Annotated in this window: 16 protein-coding genes; 15 read left to right on the forward strand and 1 reads right to left on the reverse strand. The window is 46.8% G+C overall.

The annotated features are described in order from the left end of the window. The first annotated feature begins 44 nt into the window (after window positions 1-44). The 4 genes from ACN6MW_RS25000 to ACN6MW_RS25015 all read left to right on the forward strand — a co-directional run bounded on the left by ACN6MW_RS25000 (window position 45) and on the right by ACN6MW_RS25015 (window position 5,740). Entirely contained in the window at window positions 45-1,451 is a 1,407-nt protein-coding gene (locus ACN6MW_RS25000; protein WP_419872567.1) for an MFS transporter, read from the forward strand. A 95-nt stretch (window positions 1,452-1,546) separates the two neighbouring features. Continuing rightward, window positions 1,547-3,124: a spore germination protein gene (locus tag ACN6MW_RS25005; RefSeq protein ID WP_419872568.1), complete on the forward strand. Its 1,578-nt coding sequence runs from the start codon at window positions 1,547-1,549 to the stop codon at window positions 3,122-3,124. Window positions 3,125-3,164: 40 nt separating this feature from the next. Then, complete coding sequence (locus ACN6MW_RS25010; protein WP_419872569.1) at window positions 3,165-4,373, forward strand: Ger(x)C family spore germination protein; 1,209 nt, start codon at window positions 3,165-3,167, stop codon at window positions 4,371-4,373. A gap of 266 nt (window positions 4,374-4,639) precedes the next feature. Next, window positions 4,640-5,740 (forward strand): GerAB/ArcD/ProY family transporter, encoded by a 1,101-nt coding sequence (locus tag ACN6MW_RS25015; RefSeq protein ID WP_419872570.1) that lies wholly within the window; start codon window positions 4,640-4,642, stop codon window positions 5,738-5,740. Window positions 5,741-5,760: 20 nt separating this feature from the next. Here ACN6MW_RS25015 and ACN6MW_RS25020 read toward each other — a convergent pair whose 3' ends face one another. Beyond that, window positions 5,761-6,744: a LacI family DNA-binding transcriptional regulator gene (locus tag ACN6MW_RS25020; protein ID WP_419872571.1), complete on the reverse strand. Its 984-nt coding sequence runs from the start codon at window positions 6,742-6,744 to the stop codon at window positions 5,761-5,763. A gap of 172 nt (window positions 6,745-6,916) precedes the next feature. Here ACN6MW_RS25020 and ACN6MW_RS25025 point away from each other — a divergent pair, with 172 nt between their 5' ends. The 11 genes from ACN6MW_RS25025 (at window position 6,917) to ACN6MW_RS25075 (ending at window position 19,599) form a co-directional block, all read left to right on the forward strand. After that, a complete protein-coding gene (locus ACN6MW_RS25025; protein ID WP_419872572.1) occupies window positions 6,917-7,678 on the forward strand; it encodes an SDR family oxidoreductase in 762 nt (253 codons plus the stop codon). Continuing rightward, complete coding sequence (locus ACN6MW_RS25030) at window positions 7,675-8,952, forward strand: lactate racemase domain-containing protein (protein ID WP_419872573.1); 1,278 nt, start codon at window positions 7,675-7,677, stop codon at window positions 8,950-8,952. Before ACN6MW_RS25025 ends, ACN6MW_RS25030 begins: the two co-directional genes overlap by 4 nt. Next, entirely contained in the window at window positions 8,949-10,463 is a 1,515-nt protein-coding gene (locus ACN6MW_RS25035; protein ID WP_419872574.1) for a gluconokinase, read from the forward strand. Before ACN6MW_RS25030 ends, ACN6MW_RS25035 begins: the two co-directional genes overlap by 4 nt. Continuing rightward, a complete protein-coding gene (larE, locus tag ACN6MW_RS25040) occupies window positions 10,460-11,305 on the forward strand; it encodes an ATP-dependent sacrificial sulfur transferase LarE (protein WP_419872575.1) in 846 nt (281 codons plus the stop codon). Before ACN6MW_RS25035 ends, larE begins: the two co-directional genes overlap by 4 nt. After that, window positions 11,302-11,976 carry a nickel pincer cofactor biosynthesis protein LarB gene (gene larB / locus ACN6MW_RS25045; protein WP_308998373.1) on the forward strand — a complete coding sequence of 225 codons (675 nt, stop codon included), beginning with the start codon at window positions 11,302-11,304 and terminating at the stop codon, window positions 11,974-11,976. Before larE ends, larB begins: the two co-directional genes overlap by 4 nt. A gap of 1 nt (window position 11,977) precedes the next feature. Then, window positions 11,978-13,351 carry a nickel pincer cofactor biosynthesis protein LarC gene (gene larC / locus ACN6MW_RS25050; protein ID WP_419872576.1) on the forward strand — a complete coding sequence of 458 codons (1,374 nt, stop codon included), beginning with the start codon at window positions 11,978-11,980 and terminating at the stop codon, window positions 13,349-13,351. Between the two features lie 14 nt (window positions 13,352-13,365). Further along, window positions 13,366-14,025, forward strand: coding sequence for a hypothetical protein (locus ACN6MW_RS25055; RefSeq protein WP_419872577.1), 660 nt, complete (start codon window positions 13,366-13,368; stop codon window positions 14,023-14,025). 108 nt (window positions 14,026-14,133) lie between these two features. Beyond that, the gene (gene gndA / locus ACN6MW_RS25060; RefSeq protein WP_419872578.1) at window positions 14,134-15,543 is read left to right on the forward strand and encodes an NADP-dependent phosphogluconate dehydrogenase; all 1,410 of its coding nucleotides are present in this window, start codon (window positions 14,134-14,136) and stop codon (window positions 15,541-15,543) included. 17 nt (window positions 15,544-15,560) lie between these two features. Then, the gene (locus tag ACN6MW_RS25065) at window positions 15,561-16,823 is read left to right on the forward strand and encodes a glucuronate isomerase (RefSeq protein WP_419872579.1); all 1,263 of its coding nucleotides are present in this window, start codon (window positions 15,561-15,563) and stop codon (window positions 16,821-16,823) included. 264 nt (window positions 16,824-17,087) lie between these two features. Then, window positions 17,088-18,437, forward strand: a complete 1,350-nt coding sequence (locus tag ACN6MW_RS25070) for an ABC transporter substrate-binding protein (RefSeq protein ID WP_419872580.1) — start codon at window positions 17,088-17,090, stop codon at window positions 18,435-18,437. Between the two features lie 223 nt (window positions 18,438-18,660). Continuing rightward, entirely contained in the window at window positions 18,661-19,599 is a 939-nt protein-coding gene (locus ACN6MW_RS25075) for a carbohydrate ABC transporter permease (RefSeq protein ID WP_419872581.1), read from the forward strand. The last annotated feature ends 4 nt before the right edge of the window (window positions 19,600-19,603 follow it).

Raw genomic sequence — 19,603 nt, forward strand, 5'->3', positions numbered from 1 at the left:
GTCTGTCCCGTCCCGAGATTTTGTACCTACTCGGGGGATAAGACATGGAACAAACTGCGAAGCTGTTGGAAAAGACGGAGGCTCCGGCCGTTCAAGGCGTTAGAAAGTTCGGGATCAGAGATAAAGTCGGCTATATGTTCGGAGACGTAGGAAACGATTTGTTTTTTACATTAATAAGCGGTTATTTAATGTTGTTCTATACGGATATTTATGGCATATCCGCTGCGACTGCCGGCATGATTTTACTCGTGGCTAGAGTACTGGACGCATTATTTGATGTGGCATGGGGGGCTTATGTCGATTCAAGGCCTGTCGGGGCAAAAGGCAAATTTAGGCCTTATCTATTATATAGTGCAATTCCTGTAACCGCTTTCGGTGTTCTGACCTTTACTTATTTTCCGGTTGCCGCAGGCTGGCAGGTTATTCTCGCAACGGCAGCCTACATTATATGGGGCTTGGCTTACTCAACGATAAACATTCCCTATGGTTCTTTAGCATCCGTCATCACATCAGATCCTGTGGAAAGAACGTCACTTTCTACATTCAGGACGATGGGTGCGATTATAGCCAATGTATTTATAATGACTGTGGCGCCGATCATTATATTCGGCAGCGGAAAAACGCCTACAGCAAGCGGATTTGTATCGATAGCCGTCATTTGCGCAGTGCTTGCAATTATTTGTTACTTAAGCTCTTATCGGCTAACGGTAGAAAGAATAAGAACAGTTAAGCCTGCCTCTGAGAAAGTAAACTTATTGATAACTGTAAAAGGCTTATTTAAAAACAAAGCACTGCTCGGCATCATGCTCGCTTCCTTCGGAATGATGGTCTCTTTGATGGTGGTATCCGCAATAACGCCTTATTTGTTCAAGGACTATTTCAAATCGCCGGGATTAATCTCTATTGCTGGTTTAATTGGATTGGGTTCTGCGCTCCTTGCCATGCCGCTCGTCTCTCCTTTGGTCAAGAAATACGGGAAGAAAGAGACGGCCGTCATCGGCTTAAGCATTGCGGTAATGATTAATTTCATTATGTTTATTCTTCCTTTAACAAGCCCCTATGTGTATATCGGTTTTTACTTTGTTTCAAGCTTTGGCATGGCTTTCTTAAATATCTTGGTTTGGGCGATGGTCTCGGATTGCATCGATTATCAGCAGTTCATTACAGGCAAACGCGAAGAGGGAACCGTCTATTCCGTCTACTCCTTAGTTCGTAAAATTGGTCAAGGGGTTGCGGGAGGACTCGGCGGATTTGCGCTCGTTGCCGTCGGATATAATTCCGGATTGCAGATTCAAACGGAAGAAGCAGCGAGAGGAATAAAGAGTTTGATCACACTGATTCCCGCGCTTGGCTCTCTGATCGCGTTAGTTGCCATTGTATGGATTTACAATTTGTCGAAGCAGCGTTTGGTCTGGTTAAGTGAGCAATTAAAAAAGAATAATCAGCTGTAGAGAATATTTGATGACGCATACCATTGTCCGGGGCATAGCCTCGGGCTTATTTGTTTTGGTTTGGTTTGGGATACGAATCGAGGGTTTATCCATGCATGAAAAAGAGTCAATTGGGAATTTTAAGCAAAGAAAGTATAGAAGGCGGTGTTTTGATGGATAGTGATCTCATGCAAACCAATGAACCGTTGGCTGCTGACCTACAAGAGAATATCCATAAAATGAAACAACGAATGGGTAATAGTACAGATGTCATTGTCCGTGAAATCAAACTAGGGATGATGGATGTAAAAGCTTGCGTCATCTTTATTGACGGGCTGATTGATTCAAATGCAGTAAACGATTTTGTTCTGGAATCACTGATGATAAAAAACGATTATTTATCATCCGATGAATTAAAATCCGATGGAAACGTTTTGCAATACTTGAAAGATTATCTTTTAACAACAACGGGAGTTAAACATGATGTAGTTGATTTTAACGGCATGTTTCATTCGATGTTGTCTGGAAGCGTTATTTTGCTGATGGATGGTTATTTATCCGGATTTTCAATCAGCATGAGCGGCTGGAAGGAGCGCGGAATTACAGAGCCAACCTCTGAAACGGTTATTCGTGGGCCTAAGGAAGGTTTTACGGAAAATTTGAGGGCGAATACGGCCATGATCCGAAGGAAGATAAAATCCCCGAATTTGTGGTTGGAAACCATTCAAATCGGGAGTTTGACACAAACAGATGTAGCGATTCTGTATATCAACGGAGTTGCTAACGAGAAGATAGTAGATGAAGTGCTCGCGCGGCTAAAGCGAATCGACATCGACGGCATCCTTGAAAGCAATTACATAGAAGAGCTGATTCAGGACGAAGCGAAGACCCCGTTCCCGACTATATTTAACTCGGAGAGGCCGGATGTGATAGCGGCTTCGCTGCTTGAGGGTAAAGTGGCTATATTAGTTGACGGCACTCCTTATGTACTTGTCGTACCTGCCTTATTTGTTTCCTTTATACATTCTGCGGAAGATTATTATCACCGTGCGGATATCGGTTCACTTATACGGCTATTACGTTATTTGGGGATTTTTATCGCCCTATTTGCGCCGTCTATCTACGTTGCCGTTACCACTTTTCATATTGAAATGATACCGCGCACACTTCTCGGGAGTTTGACTGCCCAACGCGAAGGCGTACCATTTCCGGCATTTATCGAAGCCATGCTCATGGAAATTACTTTTGAGATCTTACGTGAGGCTGGCATTCGAATGCCTAGGAATATTGGACAAGCGATGTCCATTGTCGGTTCGATCGTTCTTGGAACTGCCGCGGTCGAAGCGGGACTTATTTCTCCGGCAATGGTCATCGTAGTCTCCATAACCGCAGTTGCGAACTTTGTTATTCCATCGAATGATATGGCCATATCGATCCGGTTAATGCGGTTTCCTTTTATTTTCTTGGGCGCTTCTTTTGGACTATATGGCATTAGCTTGGGATTCGTAGCCCTGGTCCTTCATTTAAGCAGCTTACGTTCGTTCGGCGTTCCCTATTTAAGTCCGTTTGCGCCATTTGACCTGCAAGGCCAGAAGGATGGCTTATTGAGGGCGCCTATTAGGTCCATGATTTTTCGGCCGAAGTTAATAGCTCGTCATAATCTAATGCGGCAGCGCGTGCGTCCACCAAAATAAAAGCGGATCAGGCCAAGCGGCGTATTCGGAAGGGAATAGGATGAAAAGAAAATTAGCTGTCATTTTATTGCCTGTTTTCTTATTAGCATTTGTAACAGGCTGTTGGAGCCGTAACGAATTAAATGAATTTTCGATAGCTGCCGGGATATCCGTCGATAAACCGGGGGATATGTATGAGGTAGCCGTCCAAGTTTTAGAACCGAAACAATATGCTTCTAATAAAAAGGGGGGAGGAGGGCAATCTCCCGTCATCCTTTTTAAAGCGAAAGGTTATTCCATTTCAGAGGCACTGCGGAAGATGACAAAGACGAGTCCAAGAAGGATACACTTAGGGCATTTACGCATACTCGCAATCGGTGAAAAAACAGCAAGAGAGGGTTTAAATGAAATTATAGATTTTTTTAGAAGGAATAGGTACTTTCGAGCAGACTTTGACATCGTCATAGCAAAAGGCACAGCTGCTGAAAATATATTAACGGTGATGAGCCCAATTGATAATGTCCCGGCGGCGAAGGTATTTCAATCGATTGAAACCTCAGAAGATTATTTGTCGTCAGCGGCGGGAGTGAAATTGGATGCCCTCATTACCACCTTGTCGAGCACGGGTAAAAGTGTGGTATTACCTGGTCTCAAAGTAACCGGCAGCTTGAAGAAAGGCAATTCTGCGGATAATTTAAAGACGATAGAGCCCTCCAGCGATATTGAACTACTGGGGCTATCCGTATTTAAGGATGACAAACTCATTGGCTGGCTAAGTCAGCAGGAGAGCCTAGGCTTCAACTACATCACTGATAATGTAACCCATTCAGGATTAGTCACCGACTGCCCGAGCGGAAAGCAAAAAATTACGTATGAGGTCATGCGCTCTAAAACGAAGATCAAAGGAAAAATTCAGCAAGGTGTACCCCGGGTTGAACTATTCGTTCGAACAGAGATGAACATTGACGAGATCGCCTGCCATATGGATCTAGCAAATCCGGCCACCATTGACGAACTTCAGGAGGATGCATCGAAGTATCTTGAGCAATTGTTGACCAATACGATCAAAACAGTGAGAACCAAATATAAAACCGATATCTTTGGTTTCGGCGAAGTTCTGCATCGAGCAGATCCAATAGCATGGAGAGAGTTAAACGATAATTGGGATAAGAAGTTTGCCGACCTCCAAGTTGCGGTTAAGGCTGAAGTGAAAATCCGGAATATGGGCACAGTCATTCATTCGATGTCAAAAGTAGCTGGAAAGGAATGATAAGACATGCTAATTGTTTCGAGCATGATCGCTCTGTCAACTTTGATTGCGTGCATTGAGGTTCCACCTCTTTTAAAGAGAGGGCTAAAAAAAGAAGTAATGGTGTTTCTCGTTTTTTTGTTCATCTGTATCCTTTTAAGCATAGCCCAAGGACTGCATGCGAAGCTGCCCAATCCATTGCAATGGCTTACTATCGTATATAGACCTTTGAGTGAAGCGGTATTTCATCTATTAAATTAACTATAACTGAGGGGGCGTGCGGAGGTATGGAGCATCGAAGCGCGATTTCGACCAGGCAGCTTTCAATATTGGTCATCATGAATGTAACAGGTACTTCGATACTTACGATACCTTCAATTCTTGCGATGGAAGCCAAACAAGATGCTTGGTTAGCTGCAATTCTGGCGCTCTTCCTAACGCTGCCCATACTTTTTTTATACTTGGCCTTACATAAAAAGCATCCTATGAAAAATTTAACCGAGATTTTTGAAGCGGTGTTGGGAAAATGGGTTGGAAAGTTAACTTCCTTGCTATTTATTATGATTTATCCTGTCTTATTAAGTGCTCTTACTTTAAGGGGGATGGGAGGATTTGTTCAGGTTCAAACGATGCCAGAAACACCAATCGGAGCGATATACATCATTTTTATTTTAGTTGTCATATACGCGGTGAAATTAGGGATAGAATCCATTTCCCGCACTGCCGAAATTCTGGTGGCCATAAGTCTTTTCATGCTCGCCTTTATGTTTATCACTCTTATACCCCAAATCCATATTGAACATTTATTACCCATCTTCGAAGGAGGATTTAAACCTGTCATAAGAGGCGCAGTCCCATTGATGAGTTTTCCGTTTTTAGAGCTCGTGCTCTTTTTGATGATCTTCCCTCATGCAAACGAGCAAGCAAAGGTTAGAAAAGCTCTTTTATCAGGTGTTTTTATCGGATGGTCGCTGTTGTTCTTGATTACGATGCTTGCGATTCTTGTATTAGGCTTAGAGATTACATCGAGCGAAACCTATCCAAGCTATACTTTGGCAAAAAAAATCAGCATTGGAAAATTTTTCGAACGGGTAGAGTCAACGATTGCGTTCGCCTGGTTTTTCACCTGTTTTATTAAAATGTGTACTTATTTTTATCTGATCGTTTATGGTTTAGCACAAACCTTAAATTTAAAAGACAGTAAATTTTTAATAATTCCGCTTGGTATTCTAATTGTGAATGTTGCTTTGCTTGTTATACCGAATTCAAGTTACATAATTAACTTCAGTAGAACCATTTTTCCGTTTTTTAATCTAACGTTTGGATTAGCCATGCCGTTATTTTTATTGGCGGCCACTCTTGTTAGGGGCTATGCGAGAAATGAATAATCGTATTCCTGCTTCGTTAATCACCTTTGGGAGGTGGAGTCGCGGATCACGAGCTCAGGCTCTAAGTATACGGTTTTGAGTGATTCCGGGTTTTCAATAAGCTCGAGAATGGTTGTTGAAATGACGGATGTTATCGTATCGATGGCTACGCCGACAACGGTCATCGGCGTTTCAAGGTCTTCCATTTGAGGCAGGTTGTCATAACTGACTACGGAAATATCCTGCGGAACGCGAAGTCCATGCTCTCCTATGGCCCGAATGATGCCGCGTGTCAAATCGATGCCGCCGCTGATGACGGCTGTAGGACATATTGTTTGATCCAGCATTGTACGTGCGGCCATGTAACCGTCGTGAAATTCTAAGCCGTTCATGTGAAGCACGGCGTCGTTCCTGACCTGTAAGCCCAGACGGATCATTTCGTCGCGAAAAGCTTCGATCTTAACGGTCTGCAGTGGATCTTGCGAGTTAGGTTCGCCGATATAGGCGATATCCTTATGACCGAGTTCAACCAAGTGACGTACGGCAAGACGAACGGCTTGGCCACGGTTAACGTCAACGGCAGAGTACGGTGTGTAGCCTGCAGCGCCATAAGTCAGAATGGGGATCTGCAGCGGATTTAACTTGTTGAAGCTGGAAATACTATCCCTGTCCCCAAAGACGAGTATAGCGTCTACTTGGTAACGACGGAAGATTTCGATCGCTGATTCTAAATGGCTTATAGAAAGCAAAGTGACGTAGCCCTTTTTTTCAAGTTGCTCATTGATCTTTGTAATCAGGGATGAAAGGGCGGCGCGTTCAATGGATGGCCATACGACGCCAATCGCTCCGCTTCTTCGGGAGACGAGGCTTCGGGCTGCGATATTGGGTTGGTAACCCATTTCCTTTGCAATAGAAAGTATATGCTGTTTTGTTTTGTTCTGTACGAGCGGGCTGTCTCTCAATGCCTTGGAGACAGTGGAAAAACTGACGCCGGCTCGGTCTGCGATGTCTTTAATGGTTACCATGGATTCCCTCCGGAAGGCACTAGTCCGAGTTCTAATTTATGTCGTTCACTTTATCATAGAATACATTTTTTGCAAATGAAAGCGGCATATTTTTCGTATAGACAGCAATGGGATATTCGGATATCATAAAAATAACAACGTTGTTAATTTGCGATTAAAGGTGGTTTTATAGATGTTAGAATTACAAAATACCGTATCTGTCGTTATCGGTGGCAATGGCGTGTTAGGCAGTGCCATGTCTGCTGCGCTTGCGGAAGCAGGATCAAAAGTGGCGGTCGTTGGCAGGGACATGGAGAAAGCTCGGCTCGTTTGTGAGCAGATCGAACGGAATGGCGGTATCGCGATTCCTTTGCAGGCGGACGCGACTAAAAAAGAGGAACTGCAGTTGGTTTTGAATATAGTGCTTGAATGGGGCGGCCGTGTGGATACGCTTGTTAATGCCTCGGGGACGAATAGCGCGACACCGTTTTTTGATCTCGAAATGGAGGAATGGGACCGAATTATGGATGTTAACCTCAAAAGCGTAGTTTTGGCCAGCCAGGTTTTTGGTAAAAGGATGATTGAGCAGGGGGATGGCGGCTCCATAATCAATATTTCTTCCGTATCCTCTTCGCCTCCGCTGTCTCGGGTATTTACTTACTCGGTATCGAAAGCTGGGGTAAATAGTGTAACCCAATATTTGGCCAGGGAGTTCGCTCCGAGCAAGGTAAGGGTTAACGCCATCATTCCTGGCTTCTTCCCGGCAGAACAAAACAAAAAAATCTTATCGCCGGACAGAGTGGAATCGATTATGAAGCACACGCCAATGAACCGCTTCGGAGATCCGGAGGAACTTAAAGGAACCATTGTTTACTTGGCCTCGGCAAAAGCATCATCATTTGTCACCGGAGCGATGATCCGTGTTGACGGAGGGTTTGGAGCGATGACCATATGAGTAATTTACTTCGAAGTTTAGTCGAAAATACACCTTTACCGAAGCTGGTGAAGATTCGTCAGTCGTTTGATGACACCATACTTGAGGATCCAATCGGAGATTTGATTGAGCGGCTGCGTACGGCCGATTCCATGACCGGGATTACTGCAGGACAGAGAGTTGCGGTGGCCGTAGGCAGCCGGGGAATTTCCAGAATCGATGAGCTCACAAAGACCGTTATTGACGAATTGAAGAGAATCGGCGCCGAGCCTTTCATTGTGCCATGTATGGGAAGTCATGGGGGAGCCACGGCAGAAGGGCAAACCGAGGTGCTTGCCCATCTAGGCGTAGACGAGGAGCGAATGGGTTGCCCGGTCCGTTCATCGATGGAGGTCGTAGAGCTTGACCGCCTGCCGAACGGCTTGCCGATTTATTGTGACAAAATCGCCGCTACGGAGTCGGATGCCATCATCGTCATTAACCGCATAAAGCCGCATACGGCTTTTCGAGGGGCGATTGAAAGCGGCATGTTTAAAATGATCTCAATCGGATTGGGAAAGCAAAAAGGAGCAGAGGCATGCCATCAACTTGGCTTTAAGTATATGGCTGATAATGTACCCGCAATGGCACGCGTGATGATCGAGAAGCTTCCGATCCGGTTTGGAGTGGCTGTCGTGGAGAATGCGTACGACCAAATCTGCCGGATTGAGGTTCTCGGAACGGATACGATGGAGGAAAGAGAAAAGGAGCTGTTAATTGAAGCGAAGAGCCGACTCCCGCAAATTCTATTCACGGATCTGGACGTTCTTGTTATTGATTACATCGGTAAAAACATTAGCGGAGACGGAGCGGATCCGAATATCACGGGCAGGTACCCGACGCCATATGCGCACGGGGGGCCAGAGGTGAACAAGATGGTTGTTCTCGATCTGACGCCAGAGTCACAGGGTAATGCAAACGGAGTGGGCACAGCTGATTTCACGACAAGCAGATTAGTAAGTAAAACGGATTGGCCTGCAACCTATGCCAATGGACTGACCTCTACGGTTTGTGCGCCGACAAAGCAGGCGACTACTCTTGAAAATGATCGCGACGCGATTAAAGCGGCGATCAAAACCTGTAACATTTTGGATTACACAAAGTGCAAGCTGGTTCGGATTCGCGATACGCTGCATCTTGGAACGATTGAAATTTCCGAATCGCTGCTTGAGGAAGCAAAAAGAAATCCACGCATCGAGATTTTGGAAGGACCTTACGAGTGGACGTTCGACGAGGAAGGATTTTTGCCAAAATGAGCACGGATGCAAAAATTGTAATAGCCATTGATATCGGAACGACGAGCACGAAGACGTTGGCCGTCGACCTGACAGGACAGATCCTTGGAAGCCATTCGATTGAGTATCCGCTGCACACTCCGAGGCAAGGGTATGCCGAACAGGATCCCGATGTCATCTGCGAGGCTGTAATTGATAGTGTTGGTCATGTTATGAAGAAAGGCGGTTTTCAGGCAGGGGAAATACGGTGTGCTGCCTTTAGCTCAGCCAACCACAGCTTGATTCTGCTTGATGCGAATGGTCTTCCGCTCACACCGAGCATTACTTGGGCTGATCAGCGCAGCGCAGCCCAGGCCGAGCGGTTGATGAATGACGGAACGGGATTATCGGTCTATTCGCGAACGGGCACGCCGATCCACCCGATGTCGCCGCTTGTCAAGCTGATCTGGATGAGGGAGGAGCGACCGGATCTATTTCATTCCGCGCATCATTTCGTCGGTATAAAAGAATATATTTTGAATAAGTTATTTGGAATTATGATGATGGATCATTCGATTGCCAGCGCTACCGGCTTATTTCATCTCGAAACGTTGACATGGGATAAGGAAGCTTTAATACTGGCGGGTATTCGTGAGGATCAACTGCCACGGCTTGTTCCTTCGACGGAGCGAATCAATGGACTGAGCAGGGAAGCGGCAGAACGGATGGGACTTGGCACGGACACGCCATTCATTATCGGGGCACAGGACGGGGTATTAGCCAATCTCGGGATTGGCGCAGTGGAGGAAGGTGTGCTGGCAGTGACGATTGGCACAAGCGGAGCAGTGCGGACTACCGTAAAAAAGCCTACCTTCGATGCAGATGGGAAGCTGTTCTGCTATGCCTTGACAAAAGATCATTGGATTGTAGGCGGGCCTTCCAACAACGGTGCTATCGTAGCCAGGTGGATCTCGGATCGCCTCTACCCCGGTAAGTCTTTAGATGAGGTGCTACCTATAGCTGGTGCTGTGCCTCCGGGATCAAACGGCCTGCTGTTTCTTCCTCTCTTATCGGGAGAACGGGCTCCTTTCTGGGATGCCGAGGCCAAAGGCGTCATGTTCGGATTGACGCTCGCGCATAGGGAGACGGATATGCTTCGCGCTGCAATGGAAGGTGTTCTGTTTCAGATTACGGCAATCGTATCTTTAATGAAGCAGGCTGGTGAAAAGCCTAAAGAGGTCAGAGCATCCGGAGGTTTTGCACGTTCGGCCTTATGGTGTCAAATGATGGCCGACATGCTGGGCGTGCCCGTACGGGTACCCGAGTCCGTAGAAAGCTCAGGACTTGGAGCCGCTCAGCTTGGATTATACGCGATGGATGGCTGCCGCGGCACGCTTCTGAGGTGGAAGGAGCAGGAGGGCAGTCTCTATGAACCTGATTTGACCAATCATAAGCTCTATCAAAGAATACTTCCGCTATATTTAAGCTTATACGATCGATTGAAAGAGCCTATGAGGGAAATATCGAAACTGCAGCATACGTCGGTTGGATGAATTTAACGGAAGGCGGTGTCAATACGATGCATGATAAATACAGCAAGCTGCAGGCGATTCTAACAGAAATGGAATCGGTTGTGGTAGCGTTCTCCGGAGGCGTAGACAGTACATTTCTTCTGGATGCCGCAATAAAAACACTGGGAAGCGAGCGGGTCTTGGCGGTCACAGCCGATTCGGAAACCTATCCGACGGAAGAACTTGAGGAAGCGATCCGGCTGGCGAAGAGCATTGGCGCGACTCATAAGGTGATCGAAACGTCTGAATTAAGTATTCCTGGATACAAAGAGAATAATGCAAACCGTTGTTATTTTTGCAAAAAGAGTCTATTCGAGCATATCGAGCCGTTCATCAAGGACGGAGCTTACCGCTATATCGTCTACGGGCTCATCGCGGATGACATGAATGAGCATAGGCCAGGGGTTCAAGCGGCGAAAGAACGAGGCGTGCGGGGGCCTTTGCAGGAAGCCGGACTTTATAAGGAAGAAATCCGTGATCTCTCTCGTGAGCACGGACTGCCCACTTGGGATAAGCCGTCATTCGCTTGTCTTTCCTCCCGGATTGCCTACGGCGAGACGATTACGATCGAGAAGCTTGGACGTGTTGGAGAAGCTGAACGCTATATTCGTTCACTAGGTTTTGGGCAAGTACGGGTCAGGAGTCATGGCGATATCGCACGAATCGAAGTAGAACCGAGGGCAATGGAGCAGCTCATTAGCCACGCATCCAGCATTTCAGAGCGATTGAAAGAGCTTGGATTTATCTACGTTGCGATGGATCTTTCCGGTTACCGCAGCGGCAGTATGAATAAAGTGCTTGAACTTGGGGGCTCGGCGATATGAATGAGTTTGAGGATCTTGGATTTTGTAAGCTGGATGTGGGGCGCAACGAGCGGACGGGACATCCGGAAGTCGTTTTTGGGCAGGGAAAGACAGTGGATCAGGTTGAAACCATTTTCTCAAGGCTCGTTGAAATTCATGGCAGGGCGCTTGTCACCCGGGCAACGGCCGAGATGGCGGAGCGAGTGATTGCAAGGTACCCTGAGGCTCGTTATGATAGTGGATCTCGACTTATCTCGCTGGGTCAATCGGCACGCAAGCTCCCAGGAAAAGTGGCGGTTCTGACCGGAGGGACTTCGGATATACCGGTAGCGGAGGAAGCGGCAGGGACAGCGGAATGGATGGGCTGCGAGGTTGATCGTATCTTTGACGTCGGAGTCGCAGGAATCGATCGGCTTCTTAGCCAAAAGGAACGCATCCGGGAAGCGTCTGTTGTGATTGGGGTAGCCGGTATGGAGGGCGCCTTAGTCAGCGTTGTCGGAGGACTTGTGCGCAGACCGGTTATAGCAGTACCTACTTCTATCGGTTATGGCGCTAATCTTCAAGGGATTACAACGCTACTTGCCATGATGACCTCCTGCGCCGCCGGCGTGACGGTCGTCAATATCGATAACGGCTTCGGGGCAGGGTTTCAAGCAGCAATGATTTTACAATTGGTAGCGGAGGGCACTTAGGATGAGGACGGTTTATTTGGATTGTATTTCTGGCATCGCAGGAGATATGGCGTTATCCGCACTCGTGGACCTGGGTGCAAATACGGATTATATTATCAGCCATTTATCGAAATTACCGATCGATCCTTTCACGATGGAATTCGTAAAGGTGGACCGGAGAGGCATAACCGCGAAGTGGTTGAAGCTCAGCTTCGATCAAAGTGAGCATAACGGCGGACACGATCATCACCATCATGATCACACAAATGAGCATCATCATGAGCATTCGCATGCTCACGCACATGACCATCATCATGAGCATTCGCATGCTCACGCACATGACCATCATCATGAACATTCGCAGACTCACACACATGCTCATCATCATGAACATTCGCAGACTCACACACATGCTCATCATCATGAGCATTCGCATGAGCACAGAAAAGCATCTGACATTATGAGAATGATCGAGATTTCAACATTGCCGGATCGGGTGAAAGAGAGAAGTTTGTCCATCTTTCGCTTAATCGCTGAAGCGGAGGGCAAGATTCATGGTGTGGACCCAGCCGATGTCCACTTTCACGAGGTGGGAGCGATGGACTCCATTTTGGACGTGATTGGCGTTTGCCTTGCACTGGAGAGCCTAGATGCCGGAAAAATCATCGTTTCTCCCGTACCAACGGGAACGGGCAGGCTGCGCATGGCCCACGGCTTATATCCGATACCTGCTCCCGCGACGGCAGAGCTGCTGCGCGGCGTTCCATTATCTGAGTTCACGGCGAAAGGGGAATTAACAACGCCGACCGGTGCCGGGATCGTCAAAGCGCTGGCTTCAAGCTTTGGTCCATTGCCCGCAGGAACGATTGATCGAATCGGGTATGGCGCAGGTACAAAAAATTTCGATCATCCGAACGTAGTCAGAGCTGTTTTATACCAGCAAGAGCAAGAGAAAAGTTTTAACGAGACGATTGTCGTCCTCGAAGCGCAGGTAGATGATTCAACGGGGGAGACGCTTGGTTTTGCCATGGAGAGGCTGTTCGAAGCCGGAGCTCTCGATGTTTATCATACGCCGGTTTATATGAAAAAAAACCGTCCCGGCGTCCTTGTCACCGTTCTATGCCATCCGGCAACCAGCGCGCGTTGCGAGGAGACGATGCTTGCAGAAACATCGACTTTCGGAGTACGCAGGAGCGAATGGCAGCGCAAGGCGCTTGCACGCCGTTGGATTCAAGTGGAAACTCCTTTCGGATCGGTAAGAGTGAAGCAGGCTCTAGATGGAGAAAAAATCATTCGCCAATCTCCGGAATATGAGGATGCGGCTCAAGCCGCAAGAACGTACGGCATTCCTCTCGAAACTGTCTACAGCGAAGTCTATAAACAGCTCAGCGAATAGGAGTAGGGATACTAGTGGAGTTAATAGGTTTGTTAGCATTGTCTATATTGCTGGGTCTGCGCCATGGCATAGATTTGGACCATGTCGCAGCTTTAGCTGATATAACAGGAGGCAGCTCGGGCTCGAAGAAAGAGAGGATGAAGCTGTCTCTCTGGTACGCGGGCGGGCATGAAGCGGTCGTTTTCGTGCTTGGCTGCAGTATTCTTTTATTTGCTTGGACCGTTCCGATTTGGGTCGATCACTGGATGGGCAAGGCGGTAGGCATTACTTTGATCTTTATGGCAATCCTTATTTTGATTGGAAGAAGAAATGGGAGCGGTGTCTACTGGAGCCGCGGGATTGCTATATTTCAGAAGCTTAGGCGGAGAAACGGCGAGCCGTTTACTTTTACGCGCCGGAATGTATTTACGGTCGGAGTCATCCATGGCATCGGTGCGGAAACGCCAACGCAGCTTCTTTTGTTCACCACGGTCGCGGGAGCAGCCGCAGCGAACCACGGTATGCTTGCGGTAGCCGCGTTTAGCATAGGATTGCTTCTCTCACACGCACTTATAGCGATTGTCAGCCTTTGGTTTCATGATCTTGTCAAAAAAATTCAGCCGCTGCTTCCGGTTACGATGTATGCCGCTTGTTTATTCAGTCTTGTTCTCGGGGTAAGCTATTTGCTGGAGTAAGTGCGGCCATTTTTAACAACGTTGTTATTGATAGGATGCCTGTCCTTCTCTATATATGCAATTAAAAGATGATGCTCATTCTCATTTGAAAAAAGGGAGAGAAAGTACTTGAATAAACAACAGATTGGTGTTATTGGCCTCGCTGTCATGGGGAAAAATCTGGCATTAAATTTGGAGAGCCGTGGATTTGAGGTTGCCGTCTTTAATCGATCTTATGAAAAAACAAAAGAGTTACTTGCAGAAGCTGAAGGCCGAAAGCTATACGGCTATGAATCTTTAGGGGACTTTGTCGCTTCGCTTGCGCTGCCAAGGAAAATCCTGTTGATGGTTAAAGCCGGGAATGCGACGGACGATACGATTAAACAGCTCCTTCCATTCCTGGGTAAAGAAGATATTATCATTGACGGCGGCAATTCGTACTTTGTTGATACACAGCGTAGAACGAAGGAGCTGGAGGCGTTAGGCATTCGTTTTATCGGTTCAGGCGTATCCGGCGGTGAGCAGGGCGCATTAGAGGGACCTGCGATTATGCCTGGCGGAACCAAGGAGGCCTATGCGCATGTTGAGCCGTATTTAACTGCTATTTCTGCCAAAGTCGAAGGCGTGCCATGCTGTACGTATATCGGTCCGGACGGAGCGGGCCATTATGTCAAAATGGTGCACAACGGTATCGAATATGGAGACATGCAGCTGATTTGCGAATCTTATCATCTGCTGAAAGACGTAATCGGCGCGGAGCCGGAGGAGCTTCATCATATTTTCAAGAAATGGAACGAAGGGGAGCTGAACAGCTACCTGATTGAGATTACGCAGGATATATTCACGAAGATTGATCCGGAAACGGGTAAAAGAGTGGTTGATGTGATCAAGGATTCTGCCGGTCAGAAAGGCACGGGAAAATGGACGTCGCAAAATGCCCTGGATCTTGGCGTTCCATTGCCTGTTATCACGGAGTCCGTGTTCATGCGTTATTTATCATCTCTGGGAGAAGAGCGCAAGAGAGCCTCGGTGATGTTTGACAAGCCTGTTGTATCGAAATATAGCGGAAACCGGGATGATTTCATAGAGCTAGTGCGGAAAGCGCTGTATGCAAGCAAAATATGCTCCTATGCGCAAGGTTTCGCCCAAATGAAAATGGCTTCTGATACTTATCAATGGGACTTGGATTGCGGCAGCATTGCCATGATATTCCGCGGTGGCTGCATTATCCGTGCGCAATTCCTTCAAAATATTAAGCACGCCTTTGATAACGATGCGAATCTTCCGAATCTGCTCGTAGACAGTTATTTTAAAAATATCGTGAATGACTATCAGCAAGCCTGGCGTGAAGTGGTTGCAGCCGCGGCGCTGAATGGCATCCCTGTACCGGCATTCGCTTCGGCATTATCCTACTTTGACGCGTACCGCACGGAGTATCTCCCGGCAAATCTGCTTCAAGCCCAGCGCGATTATTTCGGAGCCCATACGTTTGAGCGTATTGATAAAGACGGCAGTTATCACTATCAATGGAATAGCTAAGAAAAGGGGAAATGAAAATGAGTACACAAATGGATATGAGCTTGGTTGATCTTCGGCAGACGGTTGAGCGCTTGGCGCTTAGCACGCCCGTCACCGATATGCATACGCATTTATATGCGCCTGAATTCGGGAGTTTGCTTTTATGGGGCATTGATGAATTACTAACCTATCATTATTTGATTTCGGAGAGTTTCAGGTGGTCGGAGGAAGAGTACGACCACTTCTGGTCTATGACTAAGCAGGAGCAAGCGGATTCGATATGGAAATTGCTTTTCCTTGACCATTCACCGGTAAGCGAGGCAGCTACAGGATTTATAACGATTCTCAAACGGCTTGGACTGGACGTATCCTCTCGTAACCTTGACGATTACCGCCTAGCGCTTGAGAAACGCACGGTGCATGAACAGGTCGATACGGTCATGCAAATCGCAGGAATCGAGAAAATCGTGATGACTAACGACCCGTTCGACCCAGTAGAACGTCCTGTCTGGCAATCAGGGAAAGGTAAAACGGATCCACGGTTTTATGCAGCGCTTCGAGTGGATTCACTGCTCAATGATTGGCCTCATGCCGTGAGTGAGCTTCAAGGTCTAGGTTATGATGTACAGGCGGAGTGGACGGAACGGACGAAAGAGGAGACCCGCCGATTTCTATCGGAATGGATCATTCGCATGGATGCGCTCTACCTTGCCGTGTCCATGCCGGGTGATTTCACATATCCTGCCGATGATCATCGAAGCAAAATGATAGATGAGGTTATGATTCCGGTATGCCAAAAACAAAATATTCCGTTTGCTCTCATGATTGGCGTTCGGAGAAAAGTGAATCCGTCACTGGGATTGGCAGGCGATATGAGTATGCAGTCCGACGTGTCGGCAGTGGAAGCGTTATGCTGCCGATATCCGGAGCAGAAGTTTCTTATTACGATGTTGGCAAGAGAAAACCAACATGAACTGACGGTGCTTGCCCGCAAGTTCCGTAATCTGATGATTTTTGGCTGCTGGTGGTTTCTTCACATCGAATCGATGGTCGAAGAAATGACGAGATTCCGCTTAGAGCTTCTTGGGACTTCGATGATTCCGCAGCATTCTGACTGCCGCGTCTTCGAGCAGCTGATCTATAAATGGGAGCATTCCAGAAGAATTATCGGGAACGTGCTGGCGGACAAATACGAGAAGCTGCATCACAGCGGTTGGACCGTAACGGAAGAAGAAATACAGAGAGATTTGGATGATATGTTGAACCGGAATTTTTGGCGTTTTCTTGGCAAGGAGCAATAACAGGCAAGGGATGGATTCTTATCCGGACGGGCGCAGCCGATGGCTGCGCCTTCTATATGTAAAGCTGTTTAGAGTTAGCAGAATCATAACCGGAAAAAAGCTTTTATCGCGCAAATTATTTTCGAATTAGAAAAAATATTGCCCTGTATTTGAATTTCGTGCTCCCTATAATCAAATCATAGACGAACCGTAAACGCAGCTTTCCATCTGATTTTGAAAGCGCTTTAAAGGTTGAATGTCTATTACAATTAAGGGGGAAGTTGAATGGTTAAGAAATGGTTGAAGAGCTCTGCAATCGCATTAACGACAGCGGCAATGCTTCTGTCTGGCTGTTCCTCATCAACTGGAACAAAAGACACAAACACCGGAAGCAATGGGGGGAGCAATAAGGAACCCGTCACGATTAAGGTTCATACGTGGTACAACCTTGAAAACGAGAAATTCGATGTTGTGAAGAGCGAATTCGAGAAACAGTATCCGAACATCAAAGTTGATTTCATCTCCGCGGGGGATAATAATTCTAACGAACATGTGAAAAAAGTGGATTTGGCCGCAGCTTCAAACGAGGACATGGACGTCATCATGTTCTCTTCGCCCGCACACTACGTACAGCGGATCGCAGTCGGGATGTTAGAGCCTCTTGACGATTATTTAAATAATGAACAGCTCAAATTTGACGATGAATATGCCGTCAATACGCAAGAGAATGGCAAGTATTATGGACTGCCAGGTAAATCAGTCAATTTCTTCGTGGCTATTAACGAAGACCATTTGAAGGAAGCAGGACTGCCGCTTCCGACAGACTGGACTTGGGACGAATATTTGGAATATGCCAAGAAAATGACCAAACTGGGCGGCGAGAAAAAACACTATGGAACCTACTTCCATACGTGGACGAATCCGTTTGCGATGCTCGGATTAGTTAGCAAGCTAGAAAACGGCTACTTGGTCACGGATGATTACAAATCAGCGAACATTTTGAATCCGGCTATGCGTAAGTCGCTGGAAATTCGCTTGCAAGCAGAAAAGGATCAAATTGCGACGCCTTACGCCGAGGTGCTCAGCCAAAAGATGAACTATCGGCCGCAGTATTTCACGCAAGCAGCAAGTATGATAGCGACGGGCACGTTCTTTATTCCCGAAGTAGGGGGGACGGACAAAGTGCCGGCGACGTTCAGAACGGTCTTTGCGCCGTATCCGAAAGTGAATAAGGAAGACCCTATGACGACTACGATCTCATCGGATTATGTCACGATGTTCAGCAAGTCGAAGCATAAAGAGGAAGCCTATACGTTTATCCGCTGGTTTACGACGGAAGGGCTTATGGTACAGGGGCGAAATATCCCATCCTGGAAAAAGGCCAATATGGAAGAAGCGCTGGATAAGATTATCTCCGCGACAGCTAATCCTGAAATGATTGATAAAGAATCAGCATTGAACTTTCTTAAAAACAGCGTGATGATCCCAGCGAAAAACCCGCCAGCGTATTCGGCGGAAGTAGAAAAAGTGATGCAGGAGGAGTTCGATCGCATGATGCTGCAAGGACAGGACATCGATAAGACGATGAATGCTGCACAAGAAAGAATTCAAAAGGTAATTGATTCGAACCAATAACCGATAGAGTTCAAATTGACGAACATAGTAGTTGCCCGGGGCGAAAAGGTGATTCTTACCGCGTGATGCGGGGAATGGCCTTTTCGTTCTACAAGGAAATGCTTTATCGCCAAGCTGTCGAATTTTGCGCAAATTATTTCTGAAAGAGAAAAATTATTGCCCTGTATTCGAATGCAGTCCTCCCTATAATGAAACCATAGACGAACAACATGAGGTGATCAAATTGGAACAAGTGCTGCATGAAACCGGAACCGCGAAGAACAAGGTTCCCCTTAAAAAACGAAAGAAATTTTTGCAGGACACATTAGCCGGGTATTTATTTATCGCGCCAATGTTAATTACGGCCACCGTACTCACAATTATTCCGATTATACTTTCCGGGATAATTAGCTTTACCGATTGGAACTTTATTGCGGGTTTAAGCAATATCAAATTTATTGGATTAGATAACTATACAAAAATGTTTTCGGACGAGAATTTTATCCGGTCGTTAACCAACAATTTTGTTTTGATTCTAGTCATTCCGGTTTCCTTGTTTATCTCATTAGCCTTGGCCGTCCTCATCAATAAAGCAACCTACTTTAAAAATGCTTTTAAAGTCATTTATTTCATGCCTTTTATATCGAGCTTTGTTGCCGTAGCCGTCCTGTGGCGGGTCTTATTCCATCCAAGCAGCGGACCCATTAACGGATTCCTGATGTCGCTCGGGATTGATCATCCGCCGGCTTGGCTGGCAGATCCGAGCTTTTCGCTTATATCCGTCATGATTATTATGGTGTGGGCGGGGATAGGCTTTGAAATGATTATCTTTATGGCGGGGTTGCAAAACATTCCAAGCGACCTCTATGAAGCGGCTGACATTGATGGCGCAACGAAAATTCGCCAATTTTTCTCGGTTACGATACCTCTGCTGTCGCCAACGACGTTCTTCCTGCTCATTACCGGCATTGTCGGTTCCTTTAAAGTGTTTGATCTGATTATGATCTTAACGAATGGCGGGCCTGCGGGATCGACGTCAGTTATCGTGTTCTACTTGTATGAAGTCGCTTTTATTCAATTGAAATCCGGATATGCGTCGGCGATTGGCATCGCACTTCTTCTCTTAATTCTGGCAATCACCGTTATGCAATGGATCGGCCAGAAGAAATGGGTAAATTACTAGGGGG

The organism is Pristimantibacillus sp. PTI5 (genome assembly GCF_048572955.1).
Classification (GTDB): Bacteria; Bacillota; Bacilli; order Paenibacillales; family Paenibacillaceae; genus Pristimantibacillus.